19 protein-coding genes are annotated in these 20,499 nt (G+C 64.4%); 15 read left to right on the forward strand and 4 right to left on the reverse strand.

The features are described from left to right. The first annotated feature begins 53 nt into the window (after positions 1 to 53). The 3 genes from CXZ10_RS02570 (at position 54) to sufA (ending at position 1,440) form a co-directional block, all read left to right on the forward strand. Complete coding sequence (locus CXZ10_RS02570; RefSeq protein ID WP_101287381.1) at positions 54 to 401, forward strand: ArsR/SmtB family transcription factor; 348 nt, start codon at positions 54 to 56, stop codon at positions 399 to 401. Continuing rightward, the gene (locus tag CXZ10_RS02575) at positions 398 to 856 is read left to right on the forward strand and encodes an SRPBCC domain-containing protein (protein WP_101287382.1); all 459 of its coding nucleotides are present in this window, start codon (positions 398 to 400) and stop codon (positions 854 to 856) included. The genes CXZ10_RS02570 and CXZ10_RS02575 overlap by 4 nt, the downstream gene beginning before the upstream one ends. 218 nt (positions 857 to 1,074) lie before the next feature. After that, the gene (sufA, locus tag CXZ10_RS02580) at positions 1,075 to 1,440 is read left to right on the forward strand and encodes a Fe-S cluster assembly scaffold SufA (protein WP_101287383.1); all 366 of its coding nucleotides are present in this window, start codon (positions 1,075 to 1,077) and stop codon (positions 1,438 to 1,440) included. Between the two features lie 96 nt (positions 1,441 to 1,536). Here sufA and CXZ10_RS02585 read toward each other — a convergent pair whose 3' ends face one another. Continuing rightward, on the reverse strand, positions 1,537 to 2,478 hold the full coding sequence (locus CXZ10_RS02585) for a 1-phosphofructokinase family hexose kinase (RefSeq protein WP_101287384.1): 942 nt from the start codon (positions 2,476 to 2,478) through the stop codon (positions 1,537 to 1,539). A gap of 854 nt (positions 2,479 to 3,332) precedes the next feature. On the opposite strand from CXZ10_RS02585, the gene CXZ10_RS02590 reads away from it, so the two are divergent. The 3 genes from CXZ10_RS02590 (at position 3,333) to thrS (ending at position 6,766) form a co-directional block, all read left to right on the forward strand. Beyond that, the gene (locus CXZ10_RS02590) at positions 3,333 to 4,148 is read left to right on the forward strand and encodes a threonine/serine exporter family protein (RefSeq protein WP_210199825.1); all 816 of its coding nucleotides are present in this window, start codon (positions 3,333 to 3,335) and stop codon (positions 4,146 to 4,148) included. Next, positions 4,148 to 4,615, forward strand: coding sequence for a threonine/serine exporter family protein (locus CXZ10_RS02595; protein ID WP_101287386.1), 468 nt, complete (start codon positions 4,148 to 4,150; stop codon positions 4,613 to 4,615). The genes CXZ10_RS02590 and CXZ10_RS02595 overlap by 1 nt, the downstream gene beginning before the upstream one ends. Positions 4,616 to 4,795: 180 nt before the next feature. Further along, a complete protein-coding gene (gene thrS / locus CXZ10_RS02600) occupies positions 4,796 to 6,766 on the forward strand; it encodes a threonine--tRNA ligase (protein ID WP_101287387.1) in 1,971 nt (656 codons plus the stop codon). 96 nt (positions 6,767 to 6,862) lie between these two features. On the opposite strand, the gene CXZ10_RS02605 is transcribed toward thrS, so the two are convergent. Beyond that, on the reverse strand, positions 6,863 to 8,872 hold the full coding sequence (locus CXZ10_RS02605) for a methyl-accepting chemotaxis protein (protein ID WP_180335833.1): 2,010 nt from the start codon (positions 8,870 to 8,872) through the stop codon (positions 6,863 to 6,865). Positions 8,873 to 9,325: 453 nt separating this feature from the next. On the opposite strand from CXZ10_RS02605, the gene CXZ10_RS02610 reads away from it, so the two are divergent. Further along, a complete protein-coding gene (locus CXZ10_RS02610) occupies positions 9,326 to 11,413 on the forward strand; it encodes a molybdopterin oxidoreductase family protein (RefSeq protein ID WP_101287389.1) in 2,088 nt (695 codons plus the stop codon). A 137-nt stretch (positions 11,414 to 11,550) separates the two neighbouring features. Continuing rightward, positions 11,551 to 11,862 carry a hypothetical protein gene (locus CXZ10_RS02615; RefSeq protein WP_143741459.1) on the forward strand — a complete coding sequence of 104 codons (312 nt, stop codon included), beginning with the start codon at positions 11,551 to 11,553 and terminating at the stop codon, positions 11,860 to 11,862. A gap of 67 nt (positions 11,863 to 11,929) precedes the next feature. On the opposite strand, the gene CXZ10_RS02620 is transcribed toward CXZ10_RS02615, so the two are convergent. Further along, complete coding sequence (locus tag CXZ10_RS02620; protein ID WP_101287391.1) at positions 11,930 to 12,577, reverse strand: MarC family protein; 648 nt, start codon at positions 12,575 to 12,577, stop codon at positions 11,930 to 11,932. A 100-nt stretch (positions 12,578 to 12,677) separates the two neighbouring features. Here CXZ10_RS02620 and CXZ10_RS02625 point away from each other — a divergent pair, with 100 nt between their 5' ends. The 7 genes from CXZ10_RS02625 to CXZ10_RS02655 all read left to right on the forward strand — a co-directional run bounded on the left by CXZ10_RS02625 (position 12,678) and on the right by CXZ10_RS02655 (position 19,780). Beyond that, on the forward strand, positions 12,678 to 13,190 hold the full coding sequence (locus tag CXZ10_RS02625) for a ClbS/DfsB family four-helix bundle protein (protein WP_101288327.1): 513 nt from the start codon (positions 12,678 to 12,680) through the stop codon (positions 13,188 to 13,190). A gap of 215 nt (positions 13,191 to 13,405) precedes the next feature. Beyond that, a complete protein-coding gene (nusB, locus tag CXZ10_RS02630) occupies positions 13,406 to 13,906 on the forward strand; it encodes a transcription antitermination factor NusB (RefSeq protein WP_101287392.1) in 501 nt (166 codons plus the stop codon). A gap of 1 nt (position 13,907) precedes the next feature. After that, positions 13,908 to 14,900: a thiamine-phosphate kinase gene (gene thiL / locus CXZ10_RS02635; protein WP_101287393.1), complete on the forward strand. Its 993-nt coding sequence runs from the start codon at positions 13,908 to 13,910 to the stop codon at positions 14,898 to 14,900. Between the two features lie 164 nt (positions 14,901 to 15,064). Continuing rightward, complete coding sequence (locus CXZ10_RS02640; RefSeq protein WP_101287394.1) at positions 15,065 to 15,646, forward strand: YqaA family protein; 582 nt, start codon at positions 15,065 to 15,067, stop codon at positions 15,644 to 15,646. A 324-nt stretch (positions 15,647 to 15,970) separates the two neighbouring features. After that, on the forward strand, positions 15,971 to 18,106 hold the full coding sequence (locus CXZ10_RS02645; protein WP_101287395.1) for a sodium-translocating pyrophosphatase: 2,136 nt from the start codon (positions 15,971 to 15,973) through the stop codon (positions 18,104 to 18,106). Positions 18,107 to 18,219: 113 nt separating this feature from the next. Then, the gene (rarD, locus tag CXZ10_RS02650; protein ID WP_101288328.1) at positions 18,220 to 19,137 is read left to right on the forward strand and encodes an EamA family transporter RarD; all 918 of its coding nucleotides are present in this window, start codon (positions 18,220 to 18,222) and stop codon (positions 19,135 to 19,137) included. Positions 19,138 to 19,264: 127 nt separating this feature from the next. Continuing rightward, the gene (locus tag CXZ10_RS02655) at positions 19,265 to 19,780 is read left to right on the forward strand and encodes an O-acetyl-ADP-ribose deacetylase (protein ID WP_101287396.1); all 516 of its coding nucleotides are present in this window, start codon (positions 19,265 to 19,267) and stop codon (positions 19,778 to 19,780) included. Between the two features lie 87 nt (positions 19,781 to 19,867). Here the strand turns inward: CXZ10_RS02655 and CXZ10_RS02660 are convergent, their stop codons facing one another. Continuing rightward, complete coding sequence (locus tag CXZ10_RS02660) at positions 19,868 to 20,347, reverse strand: outer membrane protein assembly factor BamE (protein ID WP_244617086.1); 480 nt, start codon at positions 20,345 to 20,347, stop codon at positions 19,868 to 19,870. Positions 20,348 to 20,499: the final 152 nt, after the last annotated feature.

Genomic DNA, 20,499 nt, shown 5'->3' on the forward strand with positions numbered 1-20,499 from the left:
TTGGCTGGAAGCTCGGCCTTGACATTCTCCCACGTTCTTACGTACTTTACCTTATGGTTAAATACGAGGTCGAACTCGACGCGATCTTTCTGGCGCTCGCTCATCCCGCACGGCGCGCCATGCTGGCGCGGCTCGGCAGGGGGGAAGCGACGGTCGGCGAACTGGCCGCACCACTCGGCATATCGCTGCCGGCCGTCACCAAGCATCTCAAGGTGATGGAGCGGGCCAAGCTGATCAGCCGCGGCCGCAATGCTCAGTGGCGGCCTTGCCGGTTGGAAGAAGCCCCGCTCGAGGCGGCGGCCGGCTGGATCGAGGAACAGCGCCAAGTGTGGGAAGGGCGGTTCGATCGCCTGGAGACCTATCTCGGAACGCTTGAAAACGAAGAGGGGACGAAGCGATGACCGACCTAGCAGGCCGCGAACTGGTGTTGGAGCGGCACATTCCGTTCCGGCGCGAATTGGTATGGAAGGCGTTGACCGACCCCGTTCATGTCAACAACTGGTGGGGTCCGGACGGCTTCACCTCAGAACACGTGCGCATGGATTTCCGCGTCGGCGGCGCCTGGAGCTTCGACATGCTGGGGCCGGATGGCACCCGCTATCCCAACCATTCGGTATTCAAGGAAATCGTTCCGCCCTCGAAGCTGGTGTTCGATCATGGCGATGGTGAGAAAGTCTGGTTCGAGACCACCATCACCTTGGCCGAGGCGGCGGGCGGCACGCTGATCCGGCTGCGGCAGCTCTACGAGACGAAGGCTTTCCGGGACGAGGTGGTCAGCAAATATGGGGCTATCGAAGGCGGCAAGCAGCATCTTGCCAAGCTCGAAGCCTATGTGCGGCAGCATCTGGCTCGCTAGCGGGTTTCTGGTGAAAACCAGTTTCACTGGAAACTCTCTGGCTCTTTGTTCTCACGCAAATCCTGGCGCAAACTGCGATACACTTTTGCTGGATTTGCTCCAGTATCCGGCTTCGCATTGCCGCCATGCGGCAAGACGCTTGTCGAAGATGCGTTTGCTCCCTATTTTCAAACGGGTCGCTCCGGCCTTGAACCGGAGCGGTTTTGGAGATTGATCGCATGGCTCTCGCCAAGTTCGCCGTGATGACGCTGACCGAATCCGCCGCCGAGCGTGTGCGCGAAATCGTCGACAACGCCGACGATGCTGTGGGCATCCGCCTGGGCATCAAGAACGGTGGCTGCGCCGGCATGTCCTATACGCTCGATCTGGCGCGCGAGGCGCAGCCGGGCGACGAGCGCGTCGAGGCCCATGGCGCCACCGTATTCGTCGAGGCCAAGGCGGTGCTGTTCCTGCTGGGAACGGAAATGGACTTCGAGCAGACGCCGCTCCGCACCGGCTTCGTCTTCCGCAATCCCAACCAAGTTGGCTCTTGCGGTTGTGGCGAAAGTGTCAGCCTGAAGCCGGCGGAGCCGGCCGAGGCCTGAGGTTCCGGCGACCGGTTCTTGTTCAGAACGTGAAATGCGAGAAGGGGAGCAGGACGATCATCCTGCTCCCCTTCGTTTGTAGCCCGTATCGTCAGGTCACCAATTGTGCTGGTGGGCGCCGATTTCCTCGAGGATGCGGTCGACGTCCGCCTTCTGGCAGAGCTGCGTGCCCGGCATCATCACCGACGCGGTGCCGGAGGCGACACCGAGACGGAAGGCGTCTTCCGGAATGAGACCGGAGGCGAGGCCATAGACCATGCCGCCCACGAAGCTGTCGCCGGCGCCCGAGGCACTCTTCACCTCGACATCGGGCGCCTTCAGGAACAGGTGATTGTCGGCGGTGACCAGCAACGCACCGTCGCCGCCCATGGTGATGGCGATCATCTTCACCCTGCCGCTGCCGATAAGCTCCTTGGCGGCGGGGACCATGTCATCGACGGTGGGCAGCGGCCGACCGACCAGCTTGGCGAACTCGCCTTCCGACGGCTTGAACAGCGTGATGCCGCCGCGCTCGAGCGCCAGATCGAGTGGCTTGCCCGACGTGTCGAGCACCAGATTGCCGCCGCGCTCCAGCACCAGGTCGGCGAGCTGCACATAGAAGTTCTCGGGCATGCCACGCGGCAGCGAGCCAGAGCCGACGCACCAGTCCCATTCGAGATCCTTGAGCGCATAAAGGCAGCGCTTCCACTCGATCTCGCTGACCTCGGGACCTTCCGGAATGAAGCGATACTCCAGCCCGGTCGATCGCTCATAGACGAGATGGGCGACACGGGTGCTCTGGGCGATCGGAATACGCCGGCGCGGGATGTTGCGCGCCGCCAGGAGCTCGTCGAACATCTGGCCGGTGGTCCCGCCCGACATGTACAGGGCGATGGAGCTGCCGCCGAGTTCCTGGATCACGCGCGTGACGTTGATGCCGCCGCCGCCCGGATCATGCTGCTCGTTGGTGATCCGAATCTTGTGGGTGTGCTTGACGACCTCGGCTTCGGCCGTGTCGTCGATGGATGGATTGAGTGTGAGCGTGACGATCGGTTTCATTGGTCGCTATTTCATCGCCCGTCGTTGTTTCGTAACGGCCCAGTTCCAGACGCTTCCTGCTTTCCACCGGTCTATGCGCCGTGATCGGCGTCTTTTGCCGGTCCCGTTCGGCACAGCGGGCTTGCCCACTACGCCTTTTGGACTGGTTGTCGGTTTAGCGCGGTCTCGCTACAAAAGCCATGTCGTAGATCAACTACACTGCCGCGGAATGTATCTATTTCCGTGGCGTTTGTGTTTGCGCAAATTCACGCACAATCAGAGGTTGTCTGACTGTCAACCGCATTCCGTCTGAATTGAATCTCCCACCCGTTTGTCCTGGTTCTGCTCTCGGTAAGCCTCTCTGAGACGCAGCCAGTCCAGCCTTGAACTCCCCATTTCGCAATACCGGGCCGCGCAGTCTCCCCCCGCGTGGCCACGGCCGCCCTGACAAGGAGCTGCCGAAATCGTTCTGTTTCAAGCAAGTCCATTCAGCATAGGTCTTGGCACAGCTAAGCCTTTTGTGCAAGCACCGAGGTACTACGAAAGGTCAATCGAACCTTAGCGCCAATGTTGTTCAACCGTTGGAACAGGCGGCCAAAGCAGCAACTCCAAGATCGATTCCAATCGAAAACGCCGAGAATTTCGACCTTTCTCCTGAGAGGGCGTTTTCAGGATGTCTTGGTCGCCTCGTTGGGGCCGCCTCGTTGGACCCTGGCGCGCTTTTCGGCATTGATGGCTCAACAAAAAGCAGGCGTCCTTTGGAGGGCCGCTTGCCCGGGCTGTCGTGGCCCTGATATTTCATCTTGGCCTGTAGAGTCAGACGGAATCGGTCGTCGCCCGGCGACAGCAAATTCCGCCGACCGATTTCGGATAGCATGAGCCGGCGGGGCGCCATGGAACAGCAGAACGACCCGGTCATCACACGGCATCGCGAGCTTGAGCGGATCGCCAACATGGCGCTTCGGGCCGGCCGGATCATGATGGAGAGCGGCGCTTCGGTGTCCGTCGTCCACGCCGGCGTCGGCATGATCGCCCGTGGCTTTGGCGTGGAAGATGTCGGCATGCGCTCGGGCTATGCCTCGTTGGAGGTCACCGTGCACGCCGGCGGCAACACCATCACCCGCATGATGCAGGTCGGCCGGCTCGGCGTGAACCACCGCCTCGATCAGGCGATCCGGCGTCTCGCGGTGAGGGTCTCGCAAGGCGGCATGAGCGTCGACGAGGTGGAGGCGGAAATCGGGCGATTGGTTCGGGAAACGCCGCGCCATCCGGCCTGGGTGGTGGCGCTCGCCGTCGGCATCGCCTGCGCGTCCTTCGGGCGTTTGCTCGGCGTCGACTGGCCGGCTTTCGGGGCCGTGCTGGTCGCCGGCACGGTAGGGCAGTATATGCGCCACCAGTTGCTGCACCACGGCGTCAACGTGTTCATTGTCGCAGGCCTTATCGCCTTTCTCGCGGCGACGCTCGGCGGCATCGGCTCGACACTTCTGAACAGCGGCACGGTCAGTCTCGCCATGATGGCGTCGATCCTGCTGCTGGTGCCGGGCGTTCCCTCCACCAACGCCCAGACCGACATCATGGACGGCTACCCCACCATGGGAAGCGCCCGCGCCGTCTGGGTGCTGATGATCATGGTGTTTGCTTCCGTCGGCGTCTGGTTCGCCGAAGCGCTGCTCGGATTGAGGTCGCTCTGATGCTCGAACTCCTGCCGCACCTCCTGCATCAGGCTTTGTTCGGCGCGCTCGCCGCCGCCGGCTTCGGCGTGCTGTTCAACTTCGGCTTCAAGGCGTTGCCCTGGTGCGCAGCCGCCGGCGCTTTGGCGCTTGCGGTGCGCACGGTGGGGCAGGATCTCGCCTGGAGCCTCGAAGGCGCCTCGTTTGCGGCGGCCATCGTCACCAGCTGTTCGGTGTCGGCATTGAGGCGGCATCTCGGTCCGGCCTGCAATGCGGTGGCGTTGGCCGGCTGTATTCCCATGGTGCCGGGTGCCTTCTTCGGGCAGGCTCTCCTGGGCTTCCTGTCTGTCACCGCGCCCAACCTTGTCGACGCCGAAGCGACGCTGATCGTCGCCGTGCAGTCGCTGCTCAGGGTGATCTTCACGCTGGGGGCGATCGGTGCCGGTCTGCTCATCCCGGCGCAGCTCCTCCGGAATCAGGATTTCTGAGGTCCACTCCGGCCGCCAGTTGGTAAAGGCCGCTCGAAGCGAGCCATGAAACAGCTTCCGCCACTAGAATCGGCTTAGGCGCGCTCTGGACAAACCGGCGTTCGAGCCGCTAAAGCCTTTGCCATTCAAGCAAGCCGCTTACCCGCTTCGTCTGCGGGAGTGAGCGAGAGAGGACCGACCATGATCCACGTGACTTTCCCCGATGGTTCGCAGCGCGAATATGCTCCGGGGACCACTGGCGCCGAGATCGCCGCCCAGATTTCCAAATCGCTGTCGAAGAAGGCCGTCGCCATGGCGCTCGATGGCGTGCTCTCCGACCTCAACGATCCCATCGTCACCGACGCCCGGCTCGAGATCGTGACGCGCGACGACCCGCGCGCCCTCGAACTGATCCGTCACGACGCGGCGCATGTGATGGCTGAAGCGGTGCAGGAGCTGTTTCCCGGCACGCAGGTGACCATCGGCCCGGTGATCGACAACGGCTTCTACTACGACTTCTACCGTCCGGAAGGGCCGTTCACCACCGAGGATCTGCCGAAGATCGAGGCCAAGATGCGGGAGATCGTCGCCCGCGACAAGCCGTTCACCAAACAGGTCTGGAGCCGCGACGAGGCCAAGGACTGGTTCGAGAAGAAGGGCGAGGCCTTCAAGGTCGAGCTGGTTGATGCCATCCCGGCCGATCAGAAGATCAAGATGTACGCGCAGGGCGACTGGATGGACCTCTGCCGCGGTCCGCACATGACCTCGACCGGCAAGATCGGCAACGCCTTCAAGCTGATGAAGGTGGCTGGCGCCTATTGGCGCGGCGATTCCGACCGCGAGATGCTGACCCGCATCTACGCCACCGCCTGGCATACCGAGGAGGACCTCAAAGCCTACCTCACCATGCTGGAAGAGGCCGAGAAGCGCGATCATCGCCGCCTCGGCCGCGAGATGGATCTCTTCCACTTCCAGGAAGAAGGTCCGGGCGTCGTCTTCTGGCACCAGAAGGGCTGGGCGTTGTTCCAGGAGCTGACCGCCTATATGCGGCGGCGGCTCAAGGGCGACTACCAGGAAGTCAATGCGCCCCAGGTGCTCGACAAGGTGCTGTGGGAGACCTCCGGCCACTGGGGCTGGTACAAGGAGAACATGTTCGCCGTGCAGTCGGCCGGAGACGAGGCCGAGGACAAGCGCATCTTCGCGCTGAAGCCGATGAACTGCCCCGGTCATATCCAGATCTTCAAGCACGGCCTCAAGAGCTACCGCGACCTGCCGATGCGTCTCGCCGAGTTTGGCGCGGTGCATCGCTACGAGCCGTCGGGCGCCATGCACGGGCTGATGCGCGTGCGCGGCTTTACGCAGGACGACGCGCATATCTTCTGCACCGAGGCCGACATGGCGGCCGAGTGCCTGAAAATCAACGAACTGATCCTCTCGGTCTACGAGGACTTCGGCTTCGACGAGATCACGGTGAAGCTGTCGACCCGGCCGGAGAAGCGCGTCGGCTCGGACGACCTCTGGGATCACGCCGAGGAGGTGATGACCCGCGTGCTCGGCGAGATCGCCGAGCGGTCGAATGGTCGCATCAAGACCGGCATCAACCCGGGCGAGGGCGCCTTCTACGGCCCGAAGTTCGAGTACACGCTACGTGACGCCATCGGCCGCGAGTGGCAGTGCGGCACCACCCAGGTGGACTTCAACCTGCCGGACCGCTTCGGCGCCTTCTACGTCGATGCCGACGGCGGCAAGAAGACGCCGGTGATGATCCACCGCGCCATCTGCGGCTCGATGGAGCGCTTCCTCGGCATTCTGATCGAGAACTTCGCCGGTCACTTCCCGCTGTGGTTCGCGCCGGCCCAGGTAATGGTCACCACCATCACCTCGGAGGCCGACGGCTACGCGCAGGAAGTCTACCAGAAGCTCCTGAAGGCAGGCGTGCGAGTCGACATCGACCTCAGGAACGAGAAGATCAACTACAAGGTCCGTGAGCACTCGCTGGCCAAGATCCCGCTGATCTTCGTCTGCGGCCGCAAGGAGGCCGAGGAGCAGTCGGTGAACGTCCGCACCCTCGGCTCGCAGCATCCGAAGTCGATGTCGCTCGAGGAGGCGCTTGCCATGGTGAAGGCGGAAATCGTGCCGCCCGACATCAAGCGCGCGCTCGCCGAAGCGTAAGCGGCTTCCTACCAGTCTTGAATGCCAAAGGCCCGGAGCGATCCGGGCCTTTGTCTCTTCGGAAGCCAAGCTTCGCGCTAGTTCCAACGGCTAGATTTACACCGCAACCCGTTCAAGGAACTCGTCGATCGCCGCTTCGAGGTCGCGCGTCTGGCTCAGCACCAGGGCCGCCGCCTGCTCGACGTGGCGGGCGGTGTCGGAGGTCTTGCCGATCGCTTCGACCACGTGACCGACGCTCTCGGATACGGTGACCGTGTTGCCGGAGGCCTCGCTGACGTTGCGGCTGATCTCGTTGGTTGACGCCTCCTGCTGTTCCACGGCCGAGGCGATGCCGAGCGTCGCGCGGTTGACCTCTTCCATGGTGGCGGCGATGGCGCGAATCGAATCCACCGCTTCGGCGGTCGAGGCCTGCATTTCCGAGATCTGGGCGGCAATCTGCTCGGTGGCCCGCGAGGTCTGGTCGGACAGCCCCTTCACCTCCGCGGCGACAACCGCGAAGCCCTTGCCGGCCTCGCCAGCCCGCGCCGCCTCGATGGTGGCGTTGAGGGCCAGGAGGTTGGTCTGCTCGGCGATGGAACGGATCAGCGTCACCACCTGACCGACGCGGCTCGCCGCGTCGGCGAGGCCCGCCACCTGTTCATTGGTGCGGCGGGCGCCCTCGGTGGCGCTGCCGATGATCGTGGTGGTCCGGCTGACGTGGCTCACCACCTCGCTGATCGACGAAGCAAGTTCCTCGGCGGCGCCGGCGACGACGGTGACCTTTTCCGAGGCGCCCCGCGAGGCGGTGGACGCGCTCTCAGCCTGCGTCCGGGTGCGGCCGGCCTCGTCGAGCAAACCGTCGGCGGTGCTTTGCATGCCGGCCATGGTGTCGGTGACCGCTTGGGTCAGCTCGCCTGCCACGGAGCGGAAGTCGCGAACCGCGGCCTCGAAGGCTTGCTGGCGACGGAGCCGCTCCTCGGCATCGGCACGCTGCTCGTCCTCGAGACGGGCCTTCTCGGTCTGGTTTGCCTGGAAGACGGCGAGCGTACGGGCCATGGCGCCGATCTCGTCGGTACGCTCGGTATCGGCGACGGTCGCCGCTTCGCCGCGCGACAGCACGTCCATGGTGGTGCGGATGCGACCGAGCGGGCCGGTGATCGAGCGGCTGATCTGCCAACTGATCAAGGCGCCGGCCAACAGCGTCAGCGGCACGACGAGGTAGATGAGGCGCAGGGCAAACTGGGTACCTTCGGAGAAGGCCTGGGTGGTCGATGCGGTGAGGTCGCCGGCAGCGGTTTTGATGGCCCGGGTAAGCGGCTCGGCGAGATCGAAGGACAGCGACGTCTGGTCGGCGATCTTCACCCAGGAAGCATAGAGTTCGACATAGGACGTGAAGGCGGAGGAGTAGGCGGCGAGCCGCGCCTTCAGCCCATCCTTAGCTTCCGCACTGAGCTGGGTCTTGTCGAGCTCGCGAGTAAAGCGGCCGGCGGCGGCATCAAAGGCACCGGAGCTCGGGCCGTCGTGGCGCAGCATGAACTCGGCTCGCGCCTGGTTGAGCTGGGCAAAGGCCTGGGCAACGCGGACGGTATCGGGATTCTGGCCGCTCTTGGTGGCCTTGTTGACATCGGTGCGAAGCGTCTGGAAGGCGGCCTCCATCTCACCCTGAATACCGCTGTCGTTGCCGAAACCGAGTTTGATCTGGCCGCTCTTCACCTCGGCGAACTGCCCTGCGATCTTGTCGAACAGCGTCGCCAGCTGGCCAGCCTCGCTGGTTGCCGCGCCAACGGCGCCGGCGGCATCGCCGAGATGCCGGATGGTCTCGCGGGTTTCGGTAAGAAGGCCGTCGATCTCGGTTGCCCGCTCGGAGCTGGGAGCGACCATGAACAGCCGTTCCTTGGCGGCGAGCTTGTTGGCGAGGCTCTGCGTTTGCTCGGACAGAAGCGACAGGCCGGCGGCGGCCGACGAGGTTTCTTCCAGGGCGCGCATGGAGACCACGGCATAGCCGCCGGTGCCGGAGACGACGGTGAGGCCGGCAAGCCAGACGAGAGAGAGCGAAGCGACCTTGAGACGGATGGACAGCCCGCCACGAGGGCGACGCGAGCCAGCCGGTTTTGAGCCAAACAACATGCTGAATCCCCTGTTTGTTTTGGCTCTATTAGACTTTTGGTTGCTTAACGGCGCGCTAATACCACTCGATAAAGTCCAATGGGCGCTCGATCTGTGTTTGTATTTGGTTAAGCGGCATAAGAATGCACACGAATTCAGCAGGTTCATGCCGGACTTATTGTCAGTTCCTGCAGTTTAGGCCTTTAGCAAGGCAAGAAACCTGATGGACTGCCTTGATATCACGCAGGAGGTGCAACATCTGCAGGCAGCTCTGACTGAGATATATTAGAAATTTCGCATGTTTTGGTGGCTTTAAGTAATTCTGCTTGTGTGCTTGCCTGCCGAGGTGGAGGGGCTCGTCGCTCCATTTCCCTCGCCGACGCGGACAGAACTTGAGGAAGCGCCTCAAATAAGACGCGACCTCGGCGACCGGAGCCTGTAACTTGGTGATCCGCTGTCCACTGGATCCTGGCAATGAACGTTACGCTTCGTCCCGACTTCGCTCACTCCGCCTGTCCGCACGACTGCCCGTCGACCTGCGCGCTCGACGTCGAGCTGATGCCGGATGGTCGTATTGGTCGGCTGCGTGGCTCGTCCGACAACAGCTATACGGCCGGCGTCATCTGCGCCAAGGTTGGCCGCTATGCCGAGCGGCTTTACCATCCGGAGCGTCTGACCAAGCCGCTCATCAACGTCGGGGCCAAAGGTGAGGGCAGGTTCCAGGAAATCTCCTGGGAGGAAGCGCTCGACCGCGTTGCCGACGCCTTTGTCACCGCCGAGCGGCAGTTCGGTGCCGAGAGCGTCTGGCCCTACAAATACGCCGGCACCATGGGCCTTGTGCAGCGCGACAGCATCGAACGGCTGCGGCACGTCAAGAAATACTCGCGCAGCCACGACACCATCTGCGTGACGCCAGCCTGGACGGGCTGGATCGCCGGCACGGGCCGCCTCGCCGGACCGGACCCGCGCGAAATGGCGCAGTCCGACTGCATCGTCATCTGGGGCACCAACGCGGTGACCACGCAGGTCAACGTGATGACCCACGCCATCCGGGCTCGCAAGAGCCGGGGCGCCAAGATCGTCGCCGTCGACGTCTACGAGACCGAAACGGTGCGGCAGGCGGACCTCGGGCTGGTGCTGCGGCCCGGCTCCGATGCGGCGCTCGCCTGTGCCGTCATGCACATCGCCTTCCGCGATGGCTACGCTGACCGTGCCTATATGGCGAAATACGCCGACGCGCCGGCCGAACTCGAAGCGCATCTGAAATCCCGGACACCGGAGTGGGCGGCGGCGATCACCGGCCTCTCTGTTGCCGAGATCGAGGCGTTCGGCAAGCTGGTGGGCACGACGCCGCGCACCTTCTTCCGGCTCGGCTACGGCTTCACCCGGTCGCGCAATGGCGTCGTGTCCATGCATGCGGCTCAATCTATCGCCACGGTGCTCGGCCTGTGGCAGCGCGAGGGGGCAGGGGCCTTCCACAACAACGGCGCCATTTTCCGCCTGAACAAGACGATGATCGAGGGCGGCGACGTCGAGGACGACAGCGTGCGCCACCTCGATCATTCGCGCGTCGGCCCGGTGCTCACCGGCGAGGCGGATGCCCTGAAGGGCGGACCGCCGGTCAAGGCGATGATCATCCAGAACTGCAACCCGATGACGGTGACGCCCGAACAGGACAAGGTGCGGCGCGGCTTCCTGCGCGACGACCTGTTCGTCTGCGTGCACGAGCAGTTCATGACCGACACGGCCAAGATGGCCGACATCGTGCTGCCGGCCACCATGTTCCTGGAGCACGACGACATCTACAAGGCCGGCGGGCAGCAAAGCATCCTGTTCGGGCCGAAGCTCGTCGAACCGCCGGAGGGACCACGCGAGAACATCTACGTCATCAACGAGTTGGCAAAGCGGCTGGGCGCCGAGCATCCCGGTTTTGCGATGACGGCGCGCGAGCATGTCGACTGGATGTTGCGGCACTCGGGGCTCGGCACGCTGGCCGAGCTGGAGGAAAAGCGCTTTTTCGACATGCAGCCAGATTTCGAGACGGCGCATTATGTCAACGGCTTCGCCTATCCGGACGGCAAGTTCCGTTTCAAGCCGGACTGGGCCAACGTCAAGTCGTCCAACATCGGACCGATGGGCCCCTGGCGCGACATGCCGTCGCTGCCGGACTACTGGCCTGTGGTCGAAGAAGCGGACGAGACCCATCCCTTCCGCCTGGTCACCGCCCCGGCGCGCAACTTCCTCAACACCTCCTTCAGCGAGACGGCGACCTCGTCGGTCCGTGAGGGGCGGCCGACACTCAAGCTACGGCCGGACGATGCGGCTCGGCTGGGGATCGCCGACGGTGACGCCGTGGTGATCGGCAATCATCGTGGCCGCGTCGAACTGAACGCCGAGCTGTTCGACGGCCTGCAGGCCGGCGTGGTGGTGGCCGAGGGCATCTGGGCGAATCGAGCTCACCGAGGTGGGGTTGGGATCAACACGCTGACGGGTTCCGATGAGATCGCGCCCTTCGGCGGTGCCGCCTTCCACGACACCAAGGTCTGGCTCAGAAAGCTGTGACCAATGTGCAAGGCGGCAGCCCGAAAGCGGTTTCGTCCAATGGAAGCCTGTTGCGAGCGTCGGTGACCTTGCCTTAAGAAACCGCCGTTTTGGGGCCGCGCGGCGCGGTCCGGCGATTCTTTCAGAACGAGGCCATGATGCGGGTTATTTCCGGTACGGTTGCCGCCGTTGCACTTGCCGTCGGCGTGGTGGGAGCGATGCCGGCCAGCGCCGACACGATCTCCCGCGACAATCTGGCGCGCAAGTTCCTGGATTACTGCGTCAACACCCAGTACCGGGTCGAAGGGATCGACCGTAACTCGATGATCGACAGGTGCCGCAAGGCATCAGTGCAGGCGATGACGCAGTTCGAGGGCGACAGCTTCGATGCGCCATCGCGCTCGAAGTTCACCGCCGAGCAGGACAGGGCGATCCGCGCCGCCGTCGCTGCTGCCTTCGCGAAGAAGTAAAGTCCCTCGCAAGCCCGGCCGTTCTTCCCGTAGGTCTCCTCGCCCCACGGAACGGATAGTCGTGCCGTCAGGCCATGATCGCCTTGACGCCGTCGGCGACGAACTGGACGGCGAGCGAGGCGAGCAGAACGCCAAGAAGGCGGGTCAGCACGTTACGGCCGGTGTCGCCGAGATAGCGATCGATCCGGTCGGCGGCGAGGAAGATGGCGAAGGACAGGCCGATGATCGCCGCGATGATCAGCACCAGCGTCGCCATGGTCAGCGCGCTGTGTGCGTCGGCGGCCAGCAGGATGGTGGCGGATATGGCGCCGGGGCCGGCGAGGAAGGGAATGGCGATCGGGAAGACCGCGAGATGGCGGATATCCTCGCCGATCGGCTGCGGGTGACCGACGGCGACGTCGGCATGGCCGCCCTTGTCGCCGGTGGCCGACTTGGGCTTCTCGAACACCATCTCGAAGGCGATCCAGAACAGCAGCAGGCCGCCGGCGATGCGGAAGGCCGGCATGGAGATGCCGAGGAAGGTGAGGATGCCGGCACCGACAAAGGCGAAGGCGATCAGCACCAGGAAGGCGATGATCGAGGCGCGAACGGCCATGGCGCGGCGCATCTCTGGGCGGGCGCCGGCCGTCAGGGCCAGCACCAGCGGCGCGAGCCCCACCGGATCGATGGTGACGAAAAGCGTCGCGAAAGCATTGAGGATATAGTCGATCGGCATGGTCTGTCCGCCGTTTCGGAAGGTGCCCGTTGCTGTGCCAGAAAAGCCGCGGCGCCGAAAGGGGAACGTCGGTTCGTCCGTCGCCTGGATGAGGAAAAACGTGGCCATACCTGCCAGCAAGACCGAACTTGCCGATGCCATTCGCGTCAACTACCTGAAACTCCGTAACGATCTCGACGGTGTTCCCGAAGCGCTCACACGCGAGCCGACGCTCGAAGGCCACGCCAAGGGGACGGTCATGAGCGTGCACGACCCCGTCGCCTATCTCGTTGGCTGGGGCGAGCTGGTGCTGAAGTGGCATTCCGGCCGGAGCGCCGGCGTGCCGGTGGACTTTCCGGAGACCGGCTACAAGTGGAACGAGCTCGGCCGGCTGGCGCAGAAGTTCTACGCCGACTACGCGGGGCTCGATTATCCGGCGCTGCTCGACCGTCTCGCCACGGCCAAGGATCGCATCCTCGCGGTCATCGAGGCGAGTGATGAGGAGGATCTTTATGGTAAGCCCTGGTACGAGACCTACACCTTGGGACGCATGATCCAGTTCAACACCTCGTCTCCCCTGGATAACGCGCGCAAGCGTCTCCGGCGCTGGAAAAAGCAAAAGGGACTCGCCTGATCCGTAGCGTTGCCGAAAACGCCCTTTTCCGCTGGACAAACCGGTCGTTCCGTGGTCTTTGCGCCGCCACAGCAACATCAGGACCGGCCGCTGACCGGCGGCGCCTTCGCGCCGCTTTCATCGGAGCATGGCGGCGTCCTGAACGACGATTCAGCGCGGACGGAGCTTCGGTGGCAAAGCCTCCCGATCCCGTCGCCCTGGGAGACATTGGGACCATGAACGACGACCGATCCGGCGCCAGATCCGAGCCGCGCCCGGCCAACCAGCGGGGCGCCGCCCGCCTTGCGGCCGTGCAGGCGCTCTATCAGCTCGAGATCGGCGGCGGCGACCTCATGGAAGTGGTGCAGGAGTTCGAGGCCTTCCGCCTTGGCAAGGAGCTCGACGGTTTCGAGTATCGGCAGGCCGATGCCGGCTGGTTCCGCGACATCGTCGGTGGCGTGGTGGTCGAGCAGCGGACCATCGATCCGATGGTGCATACCGCGCTGGTGGAGGATTGGCCGCTGAAGCGCGTCGACGCCACACTCCGCGCCATCCTGCGCTGCGGCGCCTATGAGCTCCTCAAGCGCGGCGACGTGCCGGGCCGGGTGATCATTTCCGAGTATATCGACGTTGCCCGCGCCTTCTTCGAGGATGACGAGCCGCGCCTTGTCAACGGCGTGCTCGATCGCATAGCTCATGAAGTCCGGCCCGACGAGTTCCCCAAAGAGGGAGCGTGACATGGCGGCGGGCAGCATCGGTGAGTTCGAGCTGATCGCCCGCGTCTTTGCGCCACTGGCCGCCGATGGCGCCCTTGGCCTCACCGACGACGCCGCCTTCTATCGCCCGCGTCCCGGACGCGACCTCGTGCTGACCAAGGACGAGGTGGTGAGCGGCGTGCACTTCTTCGCCGACGATCCCTGGGACGCCGTGGCGCGGAAGGCATTGCGCGTCAACCTTTCCGATCTTGCCGCCAAGGGCGCGGTGCCGGTCGGCTATCTCCTGGCTCTTGGTCTGCCGAAAGGCTTCACAGTCGAAGAGATCGACGCGTTGGGCGCCGGTCTCGCCGCCGATCAGGCGACCTATGGCATTTCGCTCTATGGCGGCGACACCGTGCGTTCGCCGGCCGGCCTCACCTTGTCGGTGACGGCGATCGGCGAGGTGAAAGAGGGCGGCATGGTCAGGCGCGGTGGCGCCAAGGCCGGAGATGTGATCGTCGTCACCGGAACGATCGGCGACGCAGCGCTCGGTTTGGCTTTACGTCTCGACGCCGCGCTGGCCACCCGCCTCGGTCTTTCGGACGCTCATCGCGATTATCTTCTCGACCGCTACCTGCTGCCGCGACCGCGTGGCGCTCTGGCGGCGGCAGTCGCCGATCATGCGTCGGGCGGCATGGACATTTCCGACGGCCTCGTCGGCGACCTCGGCAAGATGGCGGCCGCTTCCGGCGTTGCCATCGAGATCGACGCCGACCGGGTGCCCCTGTCGGAGGCGGCCCAGGCAGCGGTGACTTCCGATCCGCATCTCCTCGCCACGGCGCTGACCGGCGGCGACGACTACGAACTGGCGTTGTCCATGCCTGAGGCAGAGGCTGCGGCCTTTCTGGCCGCTGCCGACGCGGCCGGCATCGGTGCCGCGGTGATCGGCCGGGTGTCGTCGGGCGAGTGCGCTTCGGTTCGAGGCGACCATCCGGCGCTCGCCGACCTTGGGGCGGGTTCCTATCGGCATTTCTGAAATCTCGGCCCGATCGTTGCTAGGCCCGGCAAAGGCCGCCGCCGGGGCGGCAGTCCGGCTTGCGTTGGCGGTGTCGAGCCAGTAGACCTCGCGGCGGGCTCCGTTTCGGCGCCGCCAACCTATTTGTCGATCCGTTCTTTTCTTTTGCATTTTCCGGAGGGCCGATGTTCCGCAAGCTCTACGATTGGACCATGTCACTGGCCGGCAGCCGCAAGGCCGGCACATGGCTCGCCGCCGTTTCCTTTGCGGAAAGCTCGTTCTTCCCGATTCCGCCCGACGTCATGCTGGTGCCGATGGTGCTGGCCCGCCGCGACAAGGCCTTCACCTACGCCCTGATCTGCACGGTGGCCTCGGTGCTTGGCGGCATCCTCGGCTATGCCATCGGGCTGTTTCTGTTCGACAGCATCGGCGGTTGGCTGATCCGCGTCTACGGCTACGGCCAGAGCTTCGACGAGTTCCGTGCCGCCTATGCCCACTATGGCGCCTGGATCATCCTCATCAAGGGATTGACCCCCATTCCCTTCAAGCTGGTCACAATCGCCTCCGGTTTCGCCGCCTATAACTTCCCGCTGTTCGTGCTGCTCTGCGCCATCACGCGCGGCGCCCGATTCTTCCTCGTCGCCTTCCTGCTGCGCCTGTTCGGCGAGCCGGTGCGCGAGTTCATCGAGCGGCGGCTCGATGCGGTGATGTGGGGGCTGCTGATCGTCATCGTTGGCGGATTCGTCGCGGCGCGGTACGTCGTCTGAGGTCGCGGCGGCATCGGCTTTCGGCGCCAAGCGAAGCGGAGCGGCCGCGGTTTCGCCCCGAATGGGGACAAATCCATAAAATCGTAGGCTTCGGGCTTTCACGCCCTTGACGCCACCAAACGAGACTATATCGGTAGTCCCGCCCTCGTATCTGTCCGCAGAACGGGATTGACGCCGCATGTCGGCGCCTTCTGCAAGGCGGAAGAAGAGAGGGTCGCTCCCAAGGCGAACGGGCACGGGAACCGTCAGGCTCCCAAGGGGCGTTCGCCTTCGGTTCGTGGCGCCAAGGCCGGGCCCTCGAGTGCCCGGCACTGCGGAGGGATCATGAACGTTCTTTACATCGCGATCATTTGCGGACTGTTGTCCATCGCCTACGGCGTATGGGCGATCAAGTCCGTCATGGCATCGGACGCGGGCAGCGCCCGCATGCAGGAAATCTCAGGGGCTGTCGCTGAGGGTGCTCAGGCCTACCTCAAGCGCCAATATACCACGATCGGCATCGTCGGCGTGGTGATCCTTGTGCTGATCGCGTGGCTGCTCGGTCTGCCGGTCGCCATCGGCTTCGTCGTCGGCGCCGTGCTTTCGGGTCTTGCCGGCTTCATCGGCATGAACGTGTCGGTTCGCGCCAACGTCCGCACCGCTGCCGCTGCCATGCAGTCGCTGGCCGGCGGTCTCAACATCGCCTTCAAGGCGGGTGCCGTCACCGGCCTCCTGGTGGCTGGCCTCGCGCTTCTCGGCGTTGCCGTCTACTACTGGGTGCTGACCGGCCCGATGGGCTATGCGGTCAATGACCGCGTCGTCATCGACGCCCTCGTCGCCCTCGGCTTCGGCGCCTCGCTGATCTCCATCTTCGCCCGTCTCGGCGGTGGCATCTTCACCAAGGGTGCCGACGTCGGCGCCGACCTCGTCGGCAAGGTCGAGGCCGGTATTCCGGAAGATGATCCGCGCAACCCCGCCACCATCGCCGACAACGTCGGTGACAACGTCGGCGACTGCGCCGGCATGGCCGCCGACCTGTTCGAGACCTATGCGGTCACCGTGGTCGCCACCATGGTTCTCGCCTCGATCTTCTTCGCGACTTCGCCGGTTCTGGCCAACGCGATGCTCTACCCGCTGCTGATCTGCGGCGCCTGCATCATCACGTCGATCATCGGCACCTTCTTCGTGAAGCTCGGCGCCAACAACTCGATCATGGGCGCCCTCTACAAGGGCCTCTGGGCCTCGTCGCTGTTGTCGGTCATCGGCCTCGGCGGCGCCACGTCGCTAACCATCGGCTGGGGTGAGATCGGTGTCGTTGACGGTATCGCGCTGACCGGCACCAAGCTGTTTATCTGCGGCATCCTGGGTCTGGTCGTCACCGGCCTGATCGTCTGGATCACCGAGTATTACACCGGCACCGGCAAGCGTCCGGTGACGTCGATCGCCCAGGCGTCGGTCACCGGCCATGGCACCAACGTGATCCAGGGTCTCGCCGTTTCGCTCGAGTCGACGGCCCTCCCGGCCATCGTCATCGTCGCCGGCATCATCGCCACCTACCAGCTCGGCGGCCTGTTCGGCACGGCCATCGCGGTGACCACCATGCTCGGTCTCGCCGGCATGATCGTGGCGCTCGACGCCTTCGGCCCGGTCACCGACAACGCCGGCGGCATCGCTGAGATGGCTGGTCTGCCCAAGGACGTTCGTCACACCACCGACGCGCTCGACGCCGTCGGCAACACGACCAAGGCCGTCACCAAGGGCTACGCCATCGGTTCGGCCGGCCTCGGCGCTCTGGTGCTGTTCGCTGCCTACACGAACGACATCAAGCACTTCGCTGAAAGCGGCGTGCCTTACTTCCAGGGTATCGGCGCCATCGACCTGTCGCTGTCCAACCCCTATGTGGTGGCCGGCCTCCTGTTCGGTGGTCTCATTCCCTATCTGTTCGGCGGCATCGCCATGACCGCCGTCGGACGCGCCGCCGGTTCGGTCGTGGAAGAGGTCCGTCGTCAGTTCAAGGAGAAGCCGGGCATCATGGCCGGCACGGAGCGTCCGGATTACGGCCGCGCCGTCGACATGCTGACCAAGGCGGCGATCAAGGAAATGATCATCCCGTCGCTCCTGCCGGTGCTGTCGCCGCTGGTGGTCTACTTCGGCGTGCTCCTCGCCTCGGGCTCGAAGGCCAACGCCTTCGCCGCTCTCGGCGCCTCGCTGCTCGGCGTGATCGTCAACGGCCTGTTCGTCGCCATCTCCATGACCTCGGGTGGTGGCGCCTGGGACAATGCCAAGAAGAGCTTCGAGGACGGCTTCGTCGACAAGGACGGCGTCAAGCACTTCAAGGGTTCCGATGCCCACAAGGCTTCGGTGACCGGCGACACCGTCGGCGATCCCTACAAGGACACCGCCGGTCCGGCCGTCAACCCGGCCATCAAGATCACCAACATCGTGGCGCTGCTGCTGCTGGCGGTTCTCGCCCATAGCTGATAGACCACATCAGTATTGCGACTGAACGAAGCGGCGGTCGGGCAACCGGCCGCCGCTTTGGCATTTCGGGTGGCGCGCGTTGGCGCCATCGGCCACTGTCCGGAACCATGATCATGACGACCGCCCAAGCCGCCGCCCCGGCCGGCCCCGGCCGCTATCGCGGCTTCGCCTTCGCCTTCTCGGCCTATCTCCTCTGGGGCTTTCTGCCCTTCTACATGAAGGCGGTCGCCCATATCTCGCCCTACGAGGTGGTGGCGCACCGCGTGCTGTGGTCGGTGCCGATCACCGCGGCGATTCTCCTGGCACTAGGCGGCTTTTCAGGCTTCCTCACGGTCTTCCGGCAGCCGCGCACGCTCGCCATGGGTTTTCTGACCGCCAGCCTCATCTCGGTGAACTGGGCGATCTACGTCTGGGCGATCGGCTCGGGCAGGGCGCTCGAATCGGCGCTCGGCTATTTCATCAATCCGCTGGTCAACGTTGCCCTCGGCACGATCTTCCTTGGCGAGCGGTTGACCCGCGCCCAGGTGTTCGCCGTCGCGCTTGCCGTCTTTGGCGTCGGCCTGATGACGGTGGAAAGCGGCGGCCTGCCATGGGTGTCGCTGGCGCTGGCGCTGAGCTTCGGCGTCTACGGCTATCTCAAGAAGACGCTGCCGATCGGCCCTACGGAAGGGTTCCTATTGGAAGTGGTGCTGATTTCGCCGCTGGCGATGATCTATATCGGCTGGCTGGCATTCATGGGAACCGGCCATTTTGCCGGCACCGGTGCGGTGACCACCTCGTCCGACACGCTGCTGCTCGCCGCGTCGGGCCTCGTGACGGCGGTACCGCTCATCCTGTTCGTCTACGGCGCGCGGCTCCTGCGTTACTCGACCATCGGGCTCATGCAATACATGGCACCGTCGATGATCTTCCTGACCGCCGTCTTCGTGTTCCACGAGCCGTTCTCGGTCGGCAAGCTCATCGCTTTCATGTTCATCTGGGCGGCGCTGATCGTCTATACCGCGACGATGTTCACGGGGCGCAAGGCGTAAACGGCAGGACCGGAGCCGCCGGCATCTCTCGTTGCAGCATGTGTCGCTTTTGCGGATGCGCTCGTTGAGGCAGACGTGTCCGGCTGGAAAGCCGGACGTGGTTGCCCCTTGATTGGCGAGGTCGGGCATGACTGAACTGGTGGTCGTTCGCGGCGACATAACCGCGCTGGACGTCGACGCCATCGTTAACGCGGCCAACTCCCACTTGCGCGGCGGTGGCGGCGTTGATGGCGCAATCCATCGCGCCGCCGGCCAGGAACAGCTTCTGTCCTGGATGAGGGCGCACCACGACCATTGTCCGGTCGGAGAGGCCGTTCTCAGCCCCGGATTCGCGCTGCCGGCGCGCCACATCATCCATACCGTCGGTCCGGTCTGGAGGGGTGGACACGATCGGGAAGCGGAGATGCTGGCGCGATGCTACACATCGTCCATGGCGCTGGCGGAGCAAAACGACATCCGCTCCCTGGCGTTTCCAGCCATTTCCACCGGCGTCTATGGCTTCCCGGCGCTTCAGGCGGCGCGCATCGCCATCGATACGGTGCGGCGGTACGTGGCGGGCGGTACGGGATTGGAGAAGATCGTCTTTTGCTGCCTGCAAGCGGAGATCGCCGAGTTCCACCAGCGTTTTCTGGACGCCGAGTAGCCGCTTGATCGGGCGGATGATGCGACCCCGTCGAATGAAAAAGGGCGCGGTCAATGCCGCGCCCTTGGTCGTTCGGGCCAGGATGGCTCAGTTCAGATTGCCCAGCGGGTTGACGTTGCCGACGCCCTTGAAGATCTGGCTGAGGAGATTGAGGTCGGCGCCGCCGGTGCGGGTCTTGCGCTCGATGAAGTCGAACACCTTGCCGTCCTTCAGGCCGTAATTGGCGATCTGCTTGACCAGGCCCTTCTCATCGAAATAAACCGCGAGTACCCGCTGGTCGGTGATGGAGCGACCCATGAGCGGGCTTTCGTCGATGGTCTGCGAGATATAGTAGAAGGTGTCGCCGGCAAGCGCCGAGGTGGTCGACGGTGAGCCAAGCACCAGAAGCACCTGCTCGCGCGACGAGCCGACCGGCACCTGCGCCAAGGCGTCCTCGGAAAGGACGTAACCATGCTGGATCGGCGGCGTGCCGCAGGCCGACAGGGAAACGGCGGTCAACAGAGCGATAGCGACACCCTTCAGACCAAACATCATGCCCGACGGGCGTTCACTGCGGCTGAACTTCACATGAGCCTCCCGGCACTCACAACCACACCCGGGATGAAAGCAATCATCCCGCATTAACTTCGCCTCAGTCGCCGGCGGGCCTCCGGCCCTCGGCTTCCGCTTCGCACGGCGCCACTTGGCGCCGGAAGCCGCGCAAGGCAGCTTCGGGTCTA

Origin of the sequence: Pleomorphomonas diazotrophica, from assembly GCF_002844595.1 — a bacterium.
GTDB lineage: Bacteria > Pseudomonadota > Alphaproteobacteria > Rhizobiales > Pleomorphomonadaceae > Pleomorphomonas > Pleomorphomonas diazotrophica.

Excerpts from the sequence above, each read along its gene's own strand:
- CXZ10_RS02590 (WP_210199825.1), top strand. The coding sequence starts at position 3,333 with ATGAGCCGGCGGGGCGCCATGGAACAGCAGAACGACCCGGTCATCACA.
- CXZ10_RS02640 (WP_101287394.1), top strand. The coding sequence starts at position 15,065 with ATGTTCCGCAAGCTCTACGATTGGACCATGTCACTGGCCGGCAGCCGC.
- sufA (WP_101287383.1), top strand. The coding sequence starts at position 1,075 with ATGGCTCTCGCCAAGTTCGCCGTGATGACGCTGACCGAATCCGCCGCC.
- CXZ10_RS02595 (WP_101287386.1), top strand. The coding sequence starts at position 4,148 with ATGCTCGAACTCCTGCCGCACCTCCTGCATCAGGCTTTGTTCGGCGCG.
- CXZ10_RS02615 (WP_143741459.1), top strand. The coding sequence starts at position 11,551 with ATGCGGGTTATTTCCGGTACGGTTGCCGCCGTTGCACTTGCCGTCGGC.
- thrS (WP_101287387.1), top strand. The coding sequence starts at position 4,796 with ATGATCCACGTGACTTTCCCCGATGGTTCGCAGCGCGAATATGCTCCG.
- CXZ10_RS02570 (WP_101287381.1), top strand. The coding sequence starts at position 54 with ATGGTTAAATACGAGGTCGAACTCGACGCGATCTTTCTGGCGCTCGCT.
- CXZ10_RS02645 (WP_101287395.1), top strand. The coding sequence starts at position 15,971 with ATGAACGTTCTTTACATCGCGATCATTTGCGGACTGTTGTCCATCGCC.
- CXZ10_RS02610 (WP_101287389.1), top strand. The coding sequence starts at position 9,326 with ATGAACGTTACGCTTCGTCCCGACTTCGCTCACTCCGCCTGTCCGCAC.
- CXZ10_RS02655 (WP_101287396.1), top strand. The coding sequence starts at position 19,265 with ATGACTGAACTGGTGGTCGTTCGCGGCGACATAACCGCGCTGGACGTC.
- CXZ10_RS02620 (WP_101287391.1), bottom strand. The coding sequence starts at position 12,577 with ATGCCGATCGACTATATCCTCAATGCTTTCGCGACGCTTTTCGTCACC.
- nusB (WP_101287392.1), top strand. The coding sequence starts at position 13,406 with ATGAACGACGACCGATCCGGCGCCAGATCCGAGCCGCGCCCGGCCAAC.
- CXZ10_RS02575 (WP_101287382.1), top strand. The coding sequence starts at position 398 with ATGACCGACCTAGCAGGCCGCGAACTGGTGTTGGAGCGGCACATTCCG.
- rarD (WP_101288328.1), top strand. The coding sequence starts at position 18,220 with ATGACGACCGCCCAAGCCGCCGCCCCGGCCGGCCCCGGCCGCTATCGC.
- CXZ10_RS02585 (WP_101287384.1), bottom strand. The coding sequence starts at position 2,478 with ATGAAACCGATCGTCACGCTCACACTCAATCCATCCATCGACGACACG.
- thiL (WP_101287393.1), top strand. The coding sequence starts at position 13,908 with ATGGCGGCGGGCAGCATCGGTGAGTTCGAGCTGATCGCCCGCGTCTTT.
- CXZ10_RS02605 (WP_180335833.1), bottom strand. The coding sequence starts at position 8,872 with ATGTTGTTTGGCTCAAAACCGGCTGGCTCGCGTCGCCCTCGTGGCGGG.